We start from the raw sequence: 18,048 nt of genomic DNA on the forward strand, positions 1-18,048 counted from the left end.
GGTCAGCGGGAGAGGGTGGCGACAGCCTCGGCGTGGACGCCGGGGGCGGCGGCCAGGAAGCTGTCGCTCTGCGTGGTCCAGGGGCGACCCTCGGCGTCGGAAATGCGGCCGCCGGCCTCGGCGACGAGCAGCGCCCCGGGCAGCAGGTCCGCGCGGGCACCGGCGAACTGCCAGAAGACGTCGAGCCGGCCGGCGGCCACGTTCACGAGGTGCAGGGTCGCGGGGACGGATGTACGCACGACGAGGGCGTCGAAGAGCATCGCGGTGACCGAGGAGCCGACGCGCTGCACGACCCTCTCGTCCTCGTCCGGCCGAGCCTGGCTGGTGGCCACGATGCTCAGGCCGAGATCGGCGGTCTCGGAGACGCGCAGCGGCTGCCCGTCGAGGTGGGCGCCGGCTCCGGCGAGCGCGGTGTAGGTGGCGCCGGTCAACGGCAGGTGGACAACCGTGAGTACGGGCTGGTTCTCGCGTACGAGGGTGGCGGTCACCCCCCACTCGGGCAGGACGTGGAGGTGGTTGACGTTGCCCTCGGCGGGGTCGACGACCCACCATTCGCCGGGCGGCAGTGCGCCGCCGTCGAGTTCGTCCTCGACCCAGCGGGCGTGCGGGCGCAGCCCGGTGAGGCAGGGGCGCAGGATGTCGAGGGCGACGTCGTCGTTGGCGGCCAGCGCGCGCATCAGCTCCTCGCGGGTGTCGTAGCGGACGACCTCGCCGAAGCGCTCGCGCAGCGCCGAACCGGCCTCGCGTACGGCGGTGGTGGTGTGGTGCAGCAGGTCGGCGTCGGAGGTGGCGGCGCCGGCGGCGGTCGGAGGGGTTTCGGACATGGGGACATGTGCTCCTGTCTGAGGAAGTGGGGGCTCGACCGAAGTGTTGGGCCTGGGCAGGTGGAGGCGGAGGTGGGCTCGCGATGAGTTGCGGCGGGCCGCGCGGGCCGCTTCCGACTCACGACCGGGGCGCGCCGCAGGGGGCTCAGGCGAGGAGTTCGGCGGCCCGTTCGGCGATGGCGTAGACGGTGGCGTTGGTGTTGGCCGAGGGGATGGACGGCATCACCGAGGCGTCGGCGACCCGCAGTCCCGCCATCCCGTGGACGGCGAGGGTGGCCGGGTCGACGACGGCATCGGCGTCGGTACCCAGGCGGCAGGTGCCGGTGAAGTGGAAGTAGGGGCCGGTGGCCTTGCGGAGGAACTCGTCCACGGACGCTCCGCTCGTCGCGGGGCCCGGTACGGATTCGTGCCTGCGCCAGTCGGCGAACGCGTCGGCTTCTCCGATGCGGCGTGCCAGGGCCAGACCCTTGCGCATGACCTCCACGTCGCGGTCGTCGCTGAGGTAGCCGGGGTCGACCACGGGTGCGCCGGCGGGGTCGGCGTCCGCCAGGCGTACGGTGCCGCTGCTGTGCGGCGCCATCGCCGAGAAGGCGATGGAGTAGCCGTTGGCCGGCACCGGGCTCCATGCCGAGGGCAGGGGTGCGGCGACGACGTAGACCTGGATGTCCGGGCGTGCCGCGGAGGCATCGCTGTACAGGAGGCCCATCATTTCGGCCGGCGGATTGGCGGGAACGTGCGGCACGGGCCGGGCGGCTTCGTACACGACGGCCGCCAGCGGATGGTCCTGCAGGTGGGAGCCCACTCCCGGCAGGTCGGCGACGACCTCGATGCCGTGTTCGCCTAGGTGCCGGGCCGGGCCGATCCCGGAAAACATCAACAGGTGTGCGGAGCCTATGGCACCTGCGGTCAGTACCACCTCGGCACTTTCGACGGACAGGTGCTCGCCGCCCCTGACGTAGTCGACGCCGGTGCAGCGGCCCGCGCGGGTGCGCAGCCGTAGCACGGTTGTGTCCGTGACGACGTCCAGGTTGGGCCGGTCGAGGAACGGGCGGACGTAGGCGTCGGCCGCGCTCTGCCGGGAGCCGCCGGGCAGGTTCATGTCGCTCCAGCCGAATCCGGTCTCCAGCCCGCCGCCGATGTCGGCGGCGCGTGGAAACCCCGCCTGCGCGGCGGCCTCGACGCCCGCCGCGGCCAGCGGGTGGGGTGCGGGGACCGGGGCGACCACGACCGGACCGTCCGTTCCCCGTAGGGAGGCGTCACGACCGCGCGCGGTCTCGCTGCGGCGGAAATGGGGCAGCAGATCGTCGAAACCCCAGCCCGGAGCGCCGAGTCCGGGCCATTCGTCGTAACCGGAGCGGTGGCCGCGCAGGTGGTAGAGGCCGTTGATGCTCGACGATCCGCCGAGCGCCCTGCCCCGCAGTACGGCGGCGGTGCGGCCGGTACCGGCCTGCACGGTCGAGGCGCTCTGCCACAGGGAGGACGGGGCGAACTCCAGGAACCCCCAGGGAGATGCCATCGCGTCGGTCGCGTCCCGCGTACCCGCTTCCAGCAACAGCACCCGCACCCCGGGGCGTTCGGAAAGCCGCGAGGCGATCACACACCCCGCCGTACCGGCTCCCACCACGACGTGGTCATACAGTTGTCCGCCCATCATGTCTCCGCTTGCCCACGGCAGCGCTTTCCCTCTGCCGTCGAAGCCTAGGAAGCGGACGCAGCCGGTACTTGGACCACGGCGCCAAGCGTCCGGAACCTGAGCGCCACACAGGACGACACCCCGGGATCTCGCTGGATGCGGCCGCCGACCGGCGGCCCGGTCGTCGGTAGGGTTCCGAGCGGCCAAGTCTGTTCAGCCACGAGCGTCAGTAGCCCCTCCCAGAACCCCCAGGCGACAGGACCCTACGAATGGCCCGATCAACCCGCCTAGAAGGTAGGACACCTCAGGGCCCTAACTCGTCAAGTCGCACGCTCGTAGCCGCTGTGTAGCCTGTCGATCTGTTCGAACGGGAGAGGGGAGCTGAGGGTGGACGCGGAGCGGCCGCGCGTGGGCATCCAGCTCCCTGAGGGGTCCTGGTGAGACTGGCATGACATCGCCTGAGACGCTGCTGAGCTGCGGCTGGCGGCCGGGCATGATCTCACCTACTACCACGGCTTGGAGCTGGTCTTCGGCGATCCGACTCTTGTCAGCTGCCCGGCGAAGTTTCTCGATCCAATGTTCCGCGCGCCGACGATCGAGGAGCTCGCGCGAGTCGCCCGCCAGATCGGTGAAGAACCGCCTGTCCTTGTCGCCTTCGAGGCGGACGCGGGCGGGCTGGAGCCAGTCTCGTGTCTCATCGCGGCGGAACGAATCGAGGTCGTGCAGGAGACCGTTTTGAGGTACTGGGGCGACGACGTAGCTCCTGGTCAGCGCTTCGCCCCCTGGGTGTCGTCCCCGGACCAGCAAGCGGCCTCTGGCCAGGCGGCCGCTGTGCCCACCTCCTCGGGTGGAGCTGGGAAGGCCAGTTCCTCGTCATACCGCTGTTCCTGCTGGAGGCGGGGGTAGAGCTGTCCGATCATGCGGTTGAAGAGGTTGCGCTGGGCGGCGTGCCAGTCTGCGTGGTTGTCGCGGCGTCGCCGGTAGTGGGCTTTGGCACTGGGGGAAGCGGTGATCGCGGAGAACGCCCAGAGGTAGCCGGCGGCATTGAGGCGGTCGTTCTTGCCCCAGCGTCGGGTGATGCTGGATTCCTTGCCGGAGGCCCGGGTGATGGGCGAGGCGCTGGCGCATGCCATCAGGCCGCGGGCGTCGGCGAACCGTGTCCGGTCGTCGCTGATCTCGGCGAACACCCGGGCGCCGAGCTGTGTGCCGAGGCCGGGGAAGCTGAGGATGATCTCAGCGTCCGGGTGCTGAGGGAACGCCTCGTCGACCGCCTCGGCGAGGTTGTCGGCGGCCGTGTAGGCGGCCTCCAGCTGAATCAGGAGGGCGAGCATCTGCCTGGTGATCGAGCCCCGGTCCACCGTCGCATATCGGCGGTCGGGCCGGGCGAGCGGCCAGGTCGTGGCTGGCTCCCCCTTAAACAGGCCGATGGGGTGTCCGGCGTTCGCCGGGCACCCCATCCGCGTGACCCGGTCCCCTACACCTCGTCGGGGTCAGGTCCTCGAGGTCCAGGATGAAGCTTCGCCGAAGACAGTCAGCCCCGACGGCGGGCCAGCCGACCGACCACGCGCGCGTGTCCAGCTGCAGCCCCACAGGCCTCAGCCACGCTGCTATGCCGTCGGCCAGAGCACGCCGCGCAGGACGGACGGTGGTCGCTACTCAAGGCTGGCCGCCGCCCTAACTAGTCCTCCGCCCAGGGGGTCGTCATGGCGCCGACCCCCTGGCGGAGCGACCAGCAGAACACTCCGGGCTTCTGCAGGGAGGCCTCCGTCCCGGGTTCCGTGCCCCAGACGTTCAGGTGATGGCCGGTGCTGAACACCAAGCGCAGGGATCCGGACTTGAAGACGATCGCCGACAGGACGGTGGCACCGACGAGTCGGCCCCACTCCTCACCGGCAACGGCCACGGCCCCCGGAGCGGTTTCCGGCCCGTCCGTCAGGAGTACCGGGCCGGCGACCGTGAGCACCACCTCGCCAGCGAACGCCACCGAGAGGGCCGCCTCCGTACGGGAGACGGAGACGGCCAGCACCGGGCTGCCCCGCAGTCCGATGCGCCAGCGGTCGCCGAGGTCCTCGATCACGACCGGCCCGGGATGTGGTCGAAGATGTTGCCGATGCTGTCCCCCGGAGAACCGTCGGGCATCTGGGGGTAGACCTCTCCGGTCTTGGGGTCGACGAGCATGTCCGGGTTCTTGTTGCCGCCGATTCCGCGCCACGCTCCCTGGGCCTTCACTTTGTGGATCGCATCCTTGACCTGCTTCACCGAAAGGCCGGTCGCCTTCGCGATGGCGGCGGGCCTGCTGCACAGTCCATTGGAGTTGTGGACCAGAACCGGCGTGACACCCGCGAGCACGTAGTACGTGTGCAGGTCGTTGACCGTCAGATTGTACGCGCCCTGGAGTTCCTTCCAGTGCGTGACCTTGTCGATCGCGACGGCGGTGCCGTCCGGCGTGCGGAGGGTGTCACCGGAGTTGAGGTCGGCGGCGTCCGTCCACTGCCTGCGGTTCTCCACCCACACCGGGTGGTGGTCCGTGGCGGTGAGGGAACCCGCCCCCTGACCGACGGTGAGGCCGGTGAAGTCACGGTCGTCGGGGGTGTAGATCGTGCCGTCGACCCGGCGGGGGCCGCTGGCACCCGTCTCGGGATCGGCGGCGAGGACGGTGTCGCCGACCTTGATCTGCTCGATGGGACGGGTCGCCCCGTCACCCATCAGCACCGGCGTACCGGCCGGGAAGCTGTTGAAGCACCCGGCGACCTTCTCGGCCTTGCGGGCGGCCTGGATGGCCTCGGCCGTGAGCGTACCGCCGGTCTTGATCCATTTCAGTACGACGAGCCCGCCCACGACCCGGTCGATGGTGCCCATGCGCTCACCGGTCGCCATGTCCTTCCCGGTGATGGCTTCCACGACGCCCTTGCCGCTGCCGATGCCGGGGAGCAGGTCGAGCACCATGCCCATCCTGCGGTCCCGCTCGGCCTGCTCCTCGGGCGACAAGGGGACCGAACCGACCTGCTCGCCGACGTGGGAGAAGTCGAATTTGATGTCCGGTACGGAGAGGATCTTCTCGGCGGCCTTGTTGAACCCGGCGACGGCCGTGTTCATCTGCCCCATACCCTGGTTCATCTGGCCGACGCCCTCGTTGAGCTGGGCCATACCCCGATTGGCCTGCTTCAGACCCTCGTTCATGCCGTCGATGCTCTTGTTGACATCGACCATGATGGCGTTCATCTCATCGAGGGCCTCGTTCGTCTCGTCGAGACCCTTGTTGATCTGGTCCAGGGCGCCGAGGAGGTCGTCGATCCACCGGGCGAACGACCCGTCGGCGACGACCGGAGGCCGGTCCTCACCCGGCGGGAAGAACTGGACGGCGGTCATGAAGGCGAGCATCTCGACCGAGTCGCTCGCGGTTCCGCTCACGCGCGCCGCCAGTTCTAGCTTGGTGCGCAGCGAATCCACGGCCGGCTTGGCCGCTTTGAACGTCTTGACGAACTGCTCCAGCGCCTCCCGCCTCTTCTTCGGGTCCGTCTCCGCCGTCGGGTGGAGCAGGATTTCCGGCTGGAGCTTCTGGAGCGCGGCCACCTCCTTCGTGATCTCGGCGAAGGCCGGCTGCTCGTCGGCCTCCATCGCGTCCTTGAAGGTGTAGAGGACCACGCCCAGGGCGAGCCCGACCTTCATCGACTTGAGCGCGAACTCCTTGGCGCACTTCGGCCGCTCCAGCAGCGGCAGGTTCTTGCACTTCGCGTACTGCGATACGCGGGCGGCGATCTCCAGCAACGTGGGCGGGCGGTCGAGCGGCGGCTCCGCGGCCGCGGCCGTACCGGCCGCCCCCACCGTCAGGCTCAGAACGGTGAGGAGTATGACGATCTTCTGTTTGACGTGCTGAAACATGCGTTCCCTACGACGCGGCCACAAGGGCCGCGCTCCCCGTCGGCGGCGACAGCCACCGTTCTTACTCGCGCGTAATGCGCATGGTCGCGGCCCACCATAAGCCGTTACCGCGGGTCATGATCATTTCCATGCAACTCCGGGAAGCCGCGGCGCACTTGGCGCGGCAGCGCGACGTGGGCCCCCGGGTGAGGTGCCAGCCTGTGGGGCTGGTCCTTTTCCCAGCGGCCTCCTCCCGAACCCGTCGTACGACGTGAACTAACGGCCGCGAGCGGTCCAGCAATGACAACGGAGCGTGCGGCCGCACCCCCTTGCCGCCAGAACAGGTAACCCGTCAGACCTGTGCGGTCACAGCAAATGCTCGAAAACAGTGCTCCAGCCAGGACGCACGGAGAACCGCAGCTGACAGCAAATAGGCTTTGCCCGGCGGCAGCCGCGTGGGGTGATCAACTTGCGCACGGCCATCCGTAGAGACCCCATAGAAGTAGTCGACAAAAGGCAGGCGAGCCATGACATCATTCGATGCAAAGATCGCGAAACTCCACTGCCTGCATACCGCAGGCGGCGCGAATGATGACGCCAAGATGCAAATTGACGGCGCGGAGCGATGGGCACCGGGGAACCCGGAAGGGTTCGTCACGATCGGTATAGGCAACTACTTCGACATCAATCAGAGGTTTACGTTCCAGGGTGACCTCGCCCGCGCCAGGCCGGCTGAGGGAGACCTGCTTCAGCTACGCGCCCTTGAGCACCATCAGGCTGACCACGCTGTTCGCGGTGACCGCCCTCCAGGTGTCGCACCAGGGCACGAGCACCCGTGAAACCAGTCCCGGATCTCGTTTTGGCGCATACAGGGCAACGGCGTCCAGCATCTCTGTCCGCGGTCGCCCAACCGGCGGACGGCCAGTACCGAGCGGCTCCCATAACTTCGCCCCGCCTCCCAAGCTGCCCTTCTCTAGCAGTTCTGGGTGGTAAATTTTGTAGCGGGTTCGGTGCCGGTGCCAGCGTCGGCCACCGGGAGTTTCCAGACAGCGATGCTGCCGTAGTGGTCTTCTATGAGGAGAATTCCGCCTTTTGCGGGCACGTTAAAGTCGGCGATTGCCTTGTACTCCTCGTCGGGTTTGACCGTGTCATAGGGAGTGAAGGCGTCGATGCATCCCTCCCATGGGGCGTCGTTGTAGTCCATGGCCTCGGCCATTTCGGGGCCGCGAGCCCATTTGATCTGGTTGTCCATTTGCGAGCCCAAGTACCCGCCTGTCTTGGACTTCTTCGTGAAGGCCACAACCAAGGCGTACTTGCCAGTCAGAGGCAGCGTCTTGTCCTTGGCGAACGCGTCTCGGTAGGCAATGCCGGTGAGCGTGACCTGCATAGGACGACCTTGATCGTCCCTGAGCGTCACCGTCTGGCCGATCTCCCGCGCCGTCGAGCTAACGGCACCCGCCTCACCCGGCACCTGGCCTGCCTCCACCGGCGGCTCAAAGTTGACCGATTTCTGGCCTTCGCCGCCGACCGTGCTGCACCCGGTGACGGCGATGGTCATCGCAAGTACCGCGGCCGAAGCTGCCTTCTTCACGGATGAGTCCCCCCTGCTCTCTCGTGTGACTGATTCCCAATGACCATTGTCAAGCATGGAGGGTGCTTACTGGGGGGCTGATGTCATGCCGATGACATGCCGGAACCGTGCCCACAGAGAGGTCGGCAAGGTGACGCCAGAGACTTCGTCAGAAGAGTCGTGTGGCGACCGCTCTGCTCGGCAATCGTGAGCGTCTCCGCGGGAGGCGACGGCGTCCTCGCCGACCCCGAGTACCTCCAGGAAGGTGTTCATGGCCTTGTCTGCTTGCTCGTGCGGCTGGGTGAGCCAGACATACGAAACGCCGAGCGGATTGCCGTCGTGCTTGCTGATCGCGAAGCTGAAACCTTCCAGCCGGAACAGAACGACATCGAGCTCGTCCAGCCCGTCCAGGACCGCTCCACGCGCAGACGCAGCCGCTGGGCCACGGGCTGCACTGGCAGTGCCAGCGCTCCGATCATCTGGAACAGCGGGGCGGAGTGCTCCCAGATGCTGTACTGGTAGGCCGGGTTCTTGCCGGTGTAATAGGGCGGTTGCGTAGCCGGCTGCCAGTCGGCCTCAGGCCCCGAGACCTCGATCTCTGTCACAGAACGCGACCGGCGCGACGACCATCGGAGCCGCTGCCACCGCCGCCTACCCGGTGGACAACCAGGTCACCGGTGCCGTCAGCGACGTCCGCACCTACCCCTACGCGCTCACCCCCGACCAGGTGGCCGCCGTCTACAACAGCTGACCGCGGCCTGATACCGAAGGGTGCCGGCCCCGGCCGGCACCCTTCGCGCGTGTCCCGGCCCGGTCACCCCCGGCCACTGGTGGCCGCGTACTGGAGGTCCTGGGCCTCCAGGCGCTTGCGCACCGGGGACGGCAGGGTCACGGAGGCCGTCGTCGTGCCGTCGTCGGAAAGGTTGACGACCTGGCCGGGCGCGTTGTGGCCGAACACATCGCCGTCGCCGAAGCTGGCCCGCGCTGTTGTCACCCCAGGACTGCACGGTGCGGTCGGTCAGCAGCGCCAGCCCGTGACCGGTGGCCGCGCCGGCACCGCCGGCCGCGATCTTCACCACCTCGGCGCTGGTGAGCCCGAGCACTGTGGTGGCGGTAGGGCGGAGGTCGGTCCAGGTGCCGTCGCCGAGCGGCCCGACCCGGTTGTTGCCCCAGGACTTCAGCCTCTTCTCAGCCATGTGATGCCTTTCTGATCGGTAACCAGAGCGCGGAGCGCGGGCTTGAGGCGGCCGCAGCCGTCCTGCGAGTTACTCAAGACCCCGTCACGATTACCGTACGTGTTCAGTTGATAGCGTGGCGTTCCGTACGCAGGGTGGGCGGATTTTTACCCTGCCAGCCCGTTCCGAAGGTCTGGGGTGACTGAGGAGCAAGCGTCGGCGTTCGATTTCCCACCGCACCCCAGCGCCTCCCGAAGAGGTGAACAAACGCTGCTCAAACTCGGGTTCTGGCAACTTCTATGACGCGGCCACGCTGAGTGACGACTGAGCTCCCCTGGGAAGTATGCGAAGTCGCCCGAAAACAAGCCGTGGTCTGGGCGGTTGGGATGACAGTTCGGGGCCGTGGAAGAGATTGTGGTCCGGCTGCAAGAGCTGTTGTTCCCGTCGATCACGGACGTCGTGGTGCTGTCGGATGGACGTGAGCATCGCGATGGTTCGCGTCGACGCCGAATGCACTGCGAACGGCGCCGCTGCCCGGTGTGCGAGGTCTGGTCGAACCGGGTTCATGGTTCCTACCTGCGGTTTCCCTCTGATGTGCCGAGCGTCGGACGAAACGTTGTTCTCCCGCTGAGGGTCCGCCGGTTCACCTGCGGTAACTCAGAATGCGCACGCCGGACCTTCGTCGAGCAGATACCCGGCCTGACCCGTCGACACGGTCAGCAGACCGAGCGGCTGCGTTCGACGCTGGCCTCGGTCGGTCTCGCCCTGGCTGGCACGGGCTTCCATCCGCTCTGACGGTTCGCGTCACCGACCCCGCACCCGACAACACTGTCACCCGAATGGCCCAACATGGCGTGCCACCCACATGGGTGAAGATCAAGCTGGCTAGTGCCCCAACCGAGGCAATCTGTGAAAGGCGAACCAAATGCGCATTCGACGAATCCTCGCCGCAGTCTTCGCCACGGCAGCCCTCGCCGGACTCGGCCTCACAGGCGCCGCCACCGCCACCGCCGCCGCAAGCAGCGTCACCCCCGCCAGCGTCACCCCGGGTGAGTGCACGGACAACGGCGGAACGATCGACCGGTCGACGCCCGTGCTCCCGACCTGCAGGGGCGGTATGTACGACGGGCAGACGGTCGACTAAACCCCACTAGGCCCGCTACGACAGTGGATCGTCGCCCCGCAGCCACGCGCTGCGGGGCGACTCCCTCGCGGGCGTTCGATCGCACACGGGCCCGATGAGGTCGGCGGGAGCGGCTTTGGGCTGGACCTGCCATGGGGCGAGAGATTGGGGCTCAACGTGGACGTCTAGCACTGCGGCAGCTCGATTCTGATCAGCGCCCGCGGGGAGCTCGACAAGGGTGCGGGAGAGGTCCTCCAGCGCGCGCTGGACCACGTGACGACGGGCGAGCGTGATCTCCTAGTGGACCTGCACGGCATCGCGGCCATGGACGTCGACGGCCTGCTCAACCTCCTGAACCTGCACAGGCGCGCCGACCGTATGCGCCTACGGGTCCTGGTCACCGGCTGGCAGCCCCAGCCCCAGCCCCAGCAGTGCATGGCCACCGTGGCAGGCATCCCCGGGCCCAGATCCGCCACCGGGGACACCCTGTGGGCAATCCATGCGGGCAAGCACGCGGGGCCGGACATGCCGCAGCTCCGGGAGTACGTCAGGACGGCCTACCAGACCTGGCTGAACAACCACCCCGTGGCGGACCCGCTGACCCCCGGCGACTGGTGGTAGGAACCCCAGGGGGGCAACACCGGCGGTTCGACCTGCGCAACTTGTCACCGCAGGTCACGGCCTGCGTGACGACCTATCACCGACAGTAAGCCAGGGGCTGGCACCTACCTCGGCTGGCCCATACCCCGAGCAAATCCTGCGTGCCCGTGGCACGGTGGCAGGGCGACAAGAGGTCCACGCGGAGCGGGGCCCGGCCGGTCGAATAGCCACCCCGGCCGTGCCCCGCCACGGACCGCCCACCCCGGCCTGCCCTCAGGCGGCAGCACGTCACCGCAGGTAGGCCGAGGTCCGGCTGGGTGACCTGCGGCCCGGCGAGCGGCACGCCCCGCCAGGGCAACCATGCGCACAGGGTGAGGGTGCCCGAACCCCTTCGACGCCTTCGTGATGGAGATTCCCGTGCTGGAACGCAAGCAGCTCAAGGACCGGACCCAGGTCACCTTCGTCCTGCCCGAGGACACCCCCGAGGGGCCGGTCAGCGTGGTCGGGGACTTCAACCACTGGAACCCGCTGCCCACCCCCTTCAAGCCCAGGGCGACGGCACCCGCACGGCGACCGTCGCGCTGCCCTCCCACAGCGCGCACTCCTTCCGCTACCTCGCCGCCGGCGACTACTGGTTCAACGACCACACCGCCGACGGCCACGAAGGCCCCAACAGCCGGATCCACACCTGAACCGGCACCCCGTACCGGCGCCACCCTCGTGCTGGCCCCCGAGTTCTTGCCCCGCACTACGGCGTTCCAGGGTTATGGCATGGATGATCCGGGGGAGGTGCTGCCGGCCCGCGACCGGACGATCCTGGCCAAGGCGGGATTCGAAGAAATCACCACCCGCGCCGAGGGGGTCCACCTCATTCGCCATGCCGCGGCGTCATGGTCGACTGGTGACCACCACCTGTAGCACTTCCGCGGCCTGGGCGGGTGATCGCGATGAGGGCCTAGCGGTCGAGGTGGCGCCGTGTGTGCGGTTCCTTGGCGTCGGTGGTAACGGCCTCCCCCCGTCGTGGGCGGCGATCGGGTCGGGGAACCAGCGTGGCGTCGAGGCGGTGTTGGGCAGGCTTGCTGGATGTCGGGCGCGTAGGTGCGCTGTCCGGCCGGTGGAGGTGCTATTCGGCGCGGTGGGCCTTGTGCCGGGTCACCCGCAGTCGCGCCTTTGCGGGAAGCGGCCGACCGGTGGACCAGCGGGCGCGTTGCAGCGGCCCGTCGCTCAATGCCTCCAGGATGGGGCCGGGCTCGCTGTCGGGGGTGAGGGTGAGGTCGAGGTGGGCTTCGGGCCGGCCGGGCGGGCCGACCATGCGCGCACGAGCCCGGTGGACGCCGGGCAGGTGGCTGGCGTCGAATGCGAGGGCGTCACGGAGGGCGCGCTCGCGCAGTTCCACGCCGTCCACGGGGGGACCGCCCACAGGGGTGTGACCGGGGCGGGTGCGGCGCAGTTGCGCCAGCAGCCACCAGAGGGTGAGCAGGAAGACGACGGCCAAGGCGGCGATGGCGGCAGGCCACCACCAGCCTTCGTCCGTCCAGCGGGTGCGGTCGGCGTCGTCGAGCAAGACTCCGCCGGGCGTGGTCAGGGGCCAGCCGTCGGGTGGTGTCAGATGTCGGCGCCGGTACAGGTCGAAGCTGCCCGTCAGGATCAGGAGGCCGGTACCGAGCAGGACAATGCCTACCAGAAACAGCAGGACTCGGTTGACGGCGGATTTCGTCTTCATGGGATCCCACTCCTGTCGCTCGCTCGCCGGCAGCCGTCCGCGGACGGCGAATTCAGACCACTTCAGATCATTTCCGTCGGGCTCGGACCTGCACGGCGAGCCGAGGAGGGCGGCCGAGGGCGAACCGGTCGAGCTCCTCCCGCAGAGCCACCACGAGATCGCCCTTGACCTCCGCGGTGGCGCGGAAACGTACGTCCGCGCGTGCCCGGACACGGTGCTGGAAGACACGGACCTGGGCAGCGCTGACGCCGGGGACGCGCATCGCAGCGTCTCGCAGCAGGAGTGCGGCGGCGTCGCGGTCCAGCACGGCGCGCATCTGGGCATCGGGAGCCTTCAGGGGGAGCTGGTTCCGGAGGCCTGGGGTGAGCGCCAGGATGACCAGCCAGAGGCCGAGGACGGCGATCACGGCGGCGCCGATCCGTATCGAGGCGTCATCCAGCGGGCGGGCGGCCAGTACGTCGGCCAGGCGCGCGCGCCAGGCCGCGGCCGGCTGGCCGGCCCGGACCCTGACGACGTCGAACAAAAGGGTGCCGGCCGCAGCTGCGATGAGCAGGGCCGTCAGGGCGGCGGGTATGCGGCGTGCGGACCAGGGGCGCCTGGCAGCCGGCTGCGGGCCGGCCGATGGCTGCCTGGGCAGCTGACCCGCTGTGCGGGAGGTGACCTGGCCAACCGCGGTGTGCTGCTCCCCGTCGGCCGCGGTGGGCTGCTCGGGGACGGTCGTTGTGGGTTGCTCCCGGTCCGCCGGGCGGTCTTGGTCCCGTTCCATGCCGGGCTCTCCTTCCGGTGGGAATGCGGACCGGCTCACTCCACGCGTCGGTGCTCCAGGCCCGGGGCGGGAACCAGGCGCTCGATGGCGAGAGTGACTTCGGTGATGCGCATCCCTGTCAAATGGGCGACCCGCTCGGCGACGTACTGCTGCACCCGGCGGGAGGCAGTGGCGAGGTCTGTCGGGTAGGGCATCTCCAGCGTCAGTCCCAGCCGTGCCGTGCCGCTGCCTGCCGTGACCGACGCGTGCGGAGCGGCCAGTTTCGCGTGAAAGGCCGAGGTGTCCACCTGCGTGGCCAGTGCCTCCTGTGCGGCGCGGGCCGCGATGCGGGCCACCACCTTGTCCGGGATCACCGTGGCCCCGCGTTCGGCCGTCGGCAGTACTGGCCGGGAGGGACCTGAAACGCCCAGGGACGGGGCGGGGGCAGGTTGCGGAGTCACTGACGGTTCCGGGAACGCGTGAAGTCGGACATCTCCAGGTCACCCTGCACCACGCAGCCGATGATCAGGCCCACCAGGCCCAGGAACGCCACGAGCAGGAAGGCCCAGAAGCCGCCGAAGAAAGCGGCGAAGCCCAGGGCCATGCCGGCCAGCAGGCCCACGGTTGCTGCGCTCATTTCACTCACCTGAATTTCGCGTCGGTTGTTTCTCGGCCCGGCGTATCCGGGGGATGCGAGGGTCACTGAACGCGTCCCTCCACCGCCTCCTCGTCCTCGTCGGCCGCCAGGTGGACGTCGTCGACCGCGATGTTCACTTCCACGACCTCAAGGCCGGTCATGCGTTCCACGGCCGTGATGACGCTGGTGCGGACGCCGGCGGCGATGTCGACGATGGCGACGCCGTACTCCACGACCACCTCGAGATCCACGGCGGCCTGCCGTTCGCCCACCTCGACCTTCACGCCGCGGGACACGCTGGGACGGCCGCCGGCGACCTTGTCGCTCACCGCGCCGAACGTGCGGGCGACACCAGAGCCGAGGCTGTGAATGCCCGGTACCTCGCGGGTGGCCATTCCTGCGATCTTTTCGACCACACTGTCGGCGATGGTCGTGCGGCCCCGCGTCTCGGGATCCGTTCCTGCGCCGGTTCGGCCCGTGAGGGTGCTTCCTGCGGCAGGTGGCTCACTCCCGCCCGCGATGGGGTTGCTGATGTCCGACATGAGAACCTCCCCAGGGTGTCCGTCCGGGCGCCGGTACGGCGCCTCATTCCGTAGGACACCTCGCGCCGTCATTCCTCACACGGCTCGTCCAGCGCGCACCGCCTACCATCGAGGAGTACGTACGCAGCGTCTCTGGCAGGAAGCGATCGGCGGATGCGTAACCGGATCGACCCTCCACGGCCGCGCGGCGCAGGCCCCCCGACGCGGCCGCCAAGCCCGCCGTCCGCCCCCGGCGTCGCCACAGCGCAGGCCTACGACGACGCCCTTGACGACGGCGTGCTGGCGGTCCGGGCTTCGGAAGGGGATGACGACGCCTTCGCCGTCCTTGTCCGCCGCCACAGCGGCCGACTGCTCGCCCTCGCCCAGCATCTCCTCGGCAATCGGTCGGACGCCGAGGACGCGGTCCAGGACGCCTTCCTCAGCGCCTGGAGGCGGCTGCCCGAGTTCCGGCACAGCGCCTCGTTCGGCACGTGGATGTACCGGATCGTGACGAACCGATGCCTCAACACGCTGCGGCACCCGCCCCACCCGCTGCCTCTGGACACCGTCCCTGAACCTGCTGCCGTTGCCGCAGACAGCTCACCGCCCCGCGTCGCCGAAACAGACGCAGCGGCCGCCGCCCTGGCGAAAGCGCTCCTGGGATTGCGCCCCGAGCTTCGCGTGTGCTGGGTACTGCGGGAACTGCACGGCCTGCATTACGACGAGATCGCCCACGTGGTGGGCAGCAGTGAACAGACGGTGCGCGGCAGACTCTTTCGCGCACGACGCGGTCTGACGGAGGCGATGCGCCCATGGCGCTAGACGACCCGCACCCCCCCTCTGGCACCGAAGCCCCTCTGCGCGCCGACGCCGACCATCTGGCCGGTGCCGAGCTGTTGCCTTGCGGGCGGCCCCTCGGCCATGCCTGGAGAGAGGCCCGCAACCCGGTCGGCGCCGCAGATCCGCACAGTAGCCACTGCCCCTACTGCCGCGAAGCCATCGAAGGGCTGACAGCCCTGGACCGGGCGACCAGGGCCCTGCGCGCCGAGAAACAGTCCGACGGCCAAAGCCTCGCCAACCAGGTCATCAGCGCGGTCCGTGCCGAGGTGCGTCTGGGCGCCACGCTGCTACTGGACGACCCCGATCGCGACCTGCGTATCGCCGAGAGCGCCGCCGCGAAAGTTCTGCGCCGAGCTGCCGACACGGTGCCTGGCGTCCGCGCCGCCAGCTGCCGCATGATCCCCGCGAAGGGCAGCCACGCCGTCACCATGACGTTGGCGGCCACACTCGACCAGCCCTTGCCAGGACGAGCGGAACAAGTACGCCGAGCGGTCCTTCACGCGGCTGAGCACGTCATCGGTATCGCCGTCACCACCGTGGACGTCGAAATCAACGCCGTGCTGGAACCTTCCTGCGTGCCGGTGGCGCACGAGCGGAGCTGAGCCGATGACGACCACCTCCCACCGCGAGAACATCCACCGAGCGGCAGCGAGGGCCGCCCTCGACGCTCCCGGCGTGGCCGCGCTCCAGCCCACGCTCGCCGACCGGCTGGCGCAGGCAGCGTTCCACGTACACCAGTCCAAGGCTGCAGGAACCACCCCGCACCGCGAGGCCGCCGGCATCCGCTGTGAACTCACCCCGGACGCCGGTTGGAACGTGCAGGTACGCTGCGTCCTGCACGCGGACCGCCGCGTCGTCGATGTCGCCCGACAGGTCCGCGAAGACGTGCGGACCGCCGTTACCGCCTACCTGGCCCGGCACGGCACGGCCGCACCCGTCACCGTCATGGTCACCGTAACCCGCACCGCGTAGACCACTCGGTCGCGTCCGCTCCTTGCGGGTGTGTGAGCAACGCAGGCCCGTGCAGGCCTGGTGCTCGTATGGATGCCAAGCCTGCAGGACGTGGCGTCGTTGCGTGCGTGATGAGCCGGTGAGCCAGTCGCCTCGCCACACGCTGCCCGCTCAGGTCCGATGCATTCGGGCATCTTCGTCCGGCTGTGGTCCGGGACGCACCCGAACGGAACGCCATGCCATACAGCCGTGACAAAGCCGCCCTCGCGATGTGCCGAGAAGAGCTTGCGATCCCCGAGAACTACCTTCGACGGATGCGGCAGCCCAGTGGCCACATCCGACTGGACGCCGAGGAGTCCGGCCAGAAGCAGCTGCAGGCGCTCTTGTTCACCCACGCCGCGAGGGCCACCTGACCGGCCCGCCCCGCGGTGTGGTGCTCAGGCCGGTGTGACGTTCTCGGCCTGCGGCCCCTTCTGCCCCTGCGTGACGTCGAAACGGACCTTCTGGCCCTCTTGCAGCTCCCGGAACCCACTGCTGGCGATGGCCGAGTAGTGCACGAACACGTCCGGACCACCGCCGTCCTGCTCGATGAACCCGAAGCCCTTCTCCGCGTTGAACCACTTCACCGTGCCGGTGGCCATATCGAATCTCCCTCATCCAGGTCGGCGGCGCAGCGCCGTGCCACACGGCCGCAGGCTCGATCATCGCGGTCCACGCGCGTAACAGGAAGGAGAAACGCGGTGCTGCGGCAGGCCGGAGGGTCACCTCCACCAAGATCGATCTCGCCGATGTCGGGCGTTGCTGGCTGGCCGAGAGGCGGGGCGGGTCTGTTCTGGTGGGTGTGACTTCGGGCGTTGCCGCCGTACGCAGCCGACACCGTCGGCGCCCCTCTCCCCCACCGCCGCGGCGAGGGCGCCGGCACCCGCCGTCCATTCCGAGCCAGTCCCAGGTCGGGGGCCATATCGCCCTTAAGAGGTCGTTTTCGTCCGATGTTTCATCCGGTGATGGGCCGTTTGGTGGGCTTCGTGGGGTCGCTCCAGGAGACGGTGTTCTCGCCGGTGAGGCGGCGGGCCATGAGGTCGGTCATCGCAAGATGGATGACGGCTGGGGAACGGGTGGGAAGGGTTTCGTAGTCGCGGGCCAGGCGTCGGTGGAGCATGAGCCAGCCGTAGGTCCGCTCAACCGCCCACCGCTTGGGGATAGGGGTGAAGCCCCTGGTCCCGGTGGTGCGGGTGGTGATCTCCATGTCGATGCCGAGACTGGCGGCGTGTTCGACGAGGTGTTGGCGGTAGCCGCCGTCGACCCAGACCTTGCGGATTGCGGGGTGGTCAGCGGCGACTTGGTCGATGAGGCGAGGATCGCGTTCATGATCTCGCGCAGGTCATGCCGCGGAGGCCGGCCGAAGTCCAGAGCCCTACCGCGGCGCTCGAAACGCCAGGCGGACAGCACCGGCTCGATCAACTCCCAGCGCGCATCCGACAGATCAGTCGGGTACGGGCGTCGCGTCGTCATGATTCCGGCGTACCGCTGCGGACCAAGTGCGCCCAGGCGCACAGCCGCGGCACCGGATGCTACGCGGGCTGTCCACGCCGGACATCCTGGGATGAGACAGGAACAAGAACCAGCCCGCCCCACACGCCACCCCAGCCGACCCACAGGCACCGACTCCACCCATGGCCACCGCCACACCGCGGCCATCCGCCATATGAATCACACCAAACCACTGCACTACAGGTTAAAATGATCTCTAAGTGGATGTTCTGTGCGCTGAAGTCTGGTTTGACACCATCTTCTACCAGCCCGAGAAGTAGCATTCTGGGTCATCCATCCCAGTTCGATACCTGG

General features: G+C 68.8%; 22 protein-coding genes and 1 pseudogene. 9 read left to right on the forward strand and 14 right to left on the reverse strand.

What is annotated here, in order from left to right:
- Nucleotides 1–2 precede the first annotated feature (2 nt).
- The 5 genes from ACIPK4_RS36365 to ACIPK4_RS36385 form a co-directional block, all read right to left on the reverse strand.
- Nucleotides 3–824, reverse strand: a complete 822-nt coding sequence (locus ACIPK4_RS36365) for an inositol monophosphatase family protein (RefSeq protein ID WP_402321182.1) — start codon at nt 822–824, stop codon at nt 3–5.
- Between the two features lie 145 nt (nt 825–969).
- Nucleotides 970–2,475 carry a GMC family oxidoreductase gene (locus ACIPK4_RS36370; protein WP_402321184.1) on the reverse strand — a complete coding sequence of 502 codons (1,506 nt, stop codon included), beginning with the start codon at nt 2,473–2,475 and terminating at the stop codon, nt 970–972.
- A gap of 749 nt (nt 2,476–3,224) precedes the next feature.
- Nucleotides 3,225–3,788 carry a transposase gene (locus ACIPK4_RS36375; RefSeq protein WP_402321187.1) on the reverse strand — a complete coding sequence of 188 codons (564 nt, stop codon included), beginning with the start codon at nt 3,786–3,788 and terminating at the stop codon, nt 3,225–3,227.
- A gap of 347 nt (nt 3,789–4,135) precedes the next feature.
- Nucleotides 4,136–4,534 carry a DUF6188 family protein gene (locus ACIPK4_RS36380; protein WP_402321190.1) on the reverse strand — a complete coding sequence of 133 codons (399 nt, stop codon included), beginning with the start codon at nt 4,532–4,534 and terminating at the stop codon, nt 4,136–4,138.
- Nucleotides 4,531–6,339 (reverse strand): polymorphic toxin-type HINT domain-containing protein, encoded by a 1,809-nt coding sequence (locus ACIPK4_RS36385; protein WP_402321193.1) that lies wholly within the window; start codon nt 6,337–6,339, stop codon nt 4,531–4,533. The genes ACIPK4_RS36380 and ACIPK4_RS36385 overlap by 4 nt, the downstream gene beginning before the upstream one ends.
- A gap of 506 nt (nt 6,340–6,845) precedes the next feature.
- Between ACIPK4_RS36385 and ACIPK4_RS36390 the strand changes: the two genes are divergently transcribed.
- Nucleotides 6,846–7,157, forward strand: coding sequence for a hypothetical protein (locus tag ACIPK4_RS36390; RefSeq protein WP_402321196.1), 312 nt, complete (start codon nt 6,846–6,848; stop codon nt 7,155–7,157).
- Between the two features lie 134 nt (nt 7,158–7,291).
- Here the strand turns inward: ACIPK4_RS36390 and ACIPK4_RS36395 are convergent, their stop codons facing one another.
- Nucleotides 7,292–7,909 carry a hypothetical protein gene (locus tag ACIPK4_RS36395; RefSeq protein ID WP_402321199.1) on the reverse strand — a complete coding sequence of 206 codons (618 nt, stop codon included), beginning with the start codon at nt 7,907–7,909 and terminating at the stop codon, nt 7,292–7,294.
- Nucleotides 7,910–8,095: 186 nt separating this feature from the next.
- Here ACIPK4_RS36395 and ACIPK4_RS36400 point away from each other — a divergent pair, with 186 nt between their 5' ends.
- Entirely contained in the window at nt 8,096–8,410 is a 315-nt protein-coding gene (locus ACIPK4_RS36400) for a hypothetical protein (RefSeq protein ID WP_402321202.1), read from the forward strand.
- A gap of 292 nt (nt 8,411–8,702) precedes the next feature.
- Here the strand turns inward: ACIPK4_RS36400 and ACIPK4_RS36405 are convergent, their stop codons facing one another.
- Complete coding sequence (locus tag ACIPK4_RS36405; protein WP_402321204.1) at nt 8,703–8,882, reverse strand: hypothetical protein; 180 nt, start codon at nt 8,880–8,882, stop codon at nt 8,703–8,705.
- A 583-nt stretch (nt 8,883–9,465) separates the two neighbouring features.
- Between ACIPK4_RS36405 and ACIPK4_RS36410 the strand changes: the two genes are divergently transcribed.
- The 4 genes from ACIPK4_RS36410 to ACIPK4_RS36425 all read left to right on the forward strand — a co-directional run bounded on the left by ACIPK4_RS36410 (nt 9,466) and on the right by ACIPK4_RS36425 (nt 11,704).
- Nucleotides 9,466–9,858, forward strand: a complete 393-nt coding sequence (locus ACIPK4_RS36410; protein ID WP_402321207.1) for a transposase family protein — start codon at nt 9,466–9,468, stop codon at nt 9,856–9,858.
- 130 nt (nt 9,859–9,988) lie between these two features.
- Nucleotides 9,989–10,207: a hypothetical protein gene (locus tag ACIPK4_RS36415; RefSeq protein ID WP_402321210.1), complete on the forward strand. Its 219-nt coding sequence runs from the start codon at nt 9,989–9,991 to the stop codon at nt 10,205–10,207.
- A gap of 189 nt (nt 10,208–10,396) precedes the next feature.
- Nucleotides 10,397–10,807, forward strand: coding sequence for an STAS domain-containing protein (locus tag ACIPK4_RS36420; RefSeq protein WP_402321247.1), 411 nt, complete (start codon nt 10,397–10,399; stop codon nt 10,805–10,807).
- A gap of 396 nt (nt 10,808–11,203) precedes the next feature.
- A complete protein-coding gene (locus ACIPK4_RS36425) occupies nt 11,204–11,704 on the forward strand; it encodes a hypothetical protein (protein ID WP_402321213.1) in 501 nt (166 codons plus the stop codon).
- Between the two features lie 205 nt (nt 11,705–11,909).
- Here the strand turns inward: ACIPK4_RS36425 and ACIPK4_RS36430 are convergent, their stop codons facing one another.
- From ACIPK4_RS36430 to ACIPK4_RS36450, 5 genes are all read right to left on the reverse strand, one after another.
- The gene (locus ACIPK4_RS36430; RefSeq protein WP_402321215.1) at nt 11,910–12,509 is read right to left on the reverse strand and encodes an alkaline shock response membrane anchor protein AmaP; all 600 of its coding nucleotides are present in this window, start codon (nt 12,507–12,509) and stop codon (nt 11,910–11,912) included.
- Between the two features lie 67 nt (nt 12,510–12,576).
- On the reverse strand, nt 12,577–13,275 hold the full coding sequence (locus ACIPK4_RS36435) for a DUF6286 domain-containing protein (RefSeq protein WP_402321218.1): 699 nt from the start codon (nt 13,273–13,275) through the stop codon (nt 12,577–12,579).
- A 35-nt stretch (nt 13,276–13,310) separates the two neighbouring features.
- Entirely contained in the window at nt 13,311–13,628 is a 318-nt protein-coding gene (locus ACIPK4_RS36440; protein WP_402321220.1) for a hypothetical protein, read from the reverse strand.
- Nucleotides 13,629–13,711: 83 nt separating this feature from the next.
- Nucleotides 13,712–13,891 (reverse strand): hypothetical protein, encoded by a 180-nt coding sequence (locus tag ACIPK4_RS36445; RefSeq protein WP_402321223.1) that lies wholly within the window; start codon nt 13,889–13,891, stop codon nt 13,712–13,714.
- Between the two features lie 62 nt (nt 13,892–13,953).
- Nucleotides 13,954–14,433 carry an Asp23/Gls24 family envelope stress response protein gene (locus ACIPK4_RS36450; protein ID WP_402321226.1) on the reverse strand — a complete coding sequence of 160 codons (480 nt, stop codon included), beginning with the start codon at nt 14,431–14,433 and terminating at the stop codon, nt 13,954–13,956.
- 153 nt (nt 14,434–14,586) lie between these two features.
- On the opposite strand from ACIPK4_RS36450, the gene ACIPK4_RS36455 reads away from it, so the two are divergent.
- The 3 genes from ACIPK4_RS36455 to ACIPK4_RS36465 are packed head-to-tail and all read left to right on the forward strand — an operon-like array spanning nt 14,587 to nt 16,224.
- Nucleotides 14,587–15,234, forward strand: coding sequence for an RNA polymerase sigma factor (locus tag ACIPK4_RS36455; protein ID WP_402321229.1), 648 nt, complete (start codon nt 14,587–14,589; stop codon nt 15,232–15,234).
- Nucleotides 15,225–15,854 (forward strand): hypothetical protein, encoded by a 630-nt coding sequence (locus ACIPK4_RS36460; RefSeq protein WP_402321232.1) that lies wholly within the window; start codon nt 15,225–15,227, stop codon nt 15,852–15,854. The genes ACIPK4_RS36455 and ACIPK4_RS36460 overlap by 10 nt, the downstream gene beginning before the upstream one ends.
- A gap of 4 nt (nt 15,855–15,858) precedes the next feature.
- Complete coding sequence (locus ACIPK4_RS36465; protein WP_402321235.1) at nt 15,859–16,224, forward strand: hypothetical protein; 366 nt, start codon at nt 15,859–15,861, stop codon at nt 16,222–16,224.
- Between the two features lie 416 nt (nt 16,225–16,640).
- Here ACIPK4_RS36465 and ACIPK4_RS36470 read toward each other — a convergent pair whose 3' ends face one another.
- Entirely contained in the window at nt 16,641–16,844 is a 204-nt protein-coding gene (locus ACIPK4_RS36470; RefSeq protein WP_402321238.1) for a cold-shock protein, read from the reverse strand.
- A gap of 353 nt (nt 16,845–17,197) precedes the next feature.
- Nucleotides 17,198–17,715, reverse strand: a pseudogene (locus tag ACIPK4_RS36475) (transposase).
- Nucleotides 17,716–18,048: the final 333 nt, after the last annotated feature.

It is taken from the genome of Streptomyces sp. NPDC086989 (assembly GCF_044745505.1).
Classification (GTDB): domain Bacteria; phylum Actinomycetota; class Actinomycetes; order Streptomycetales; family Streptomycetaceae; genus Streptomyces.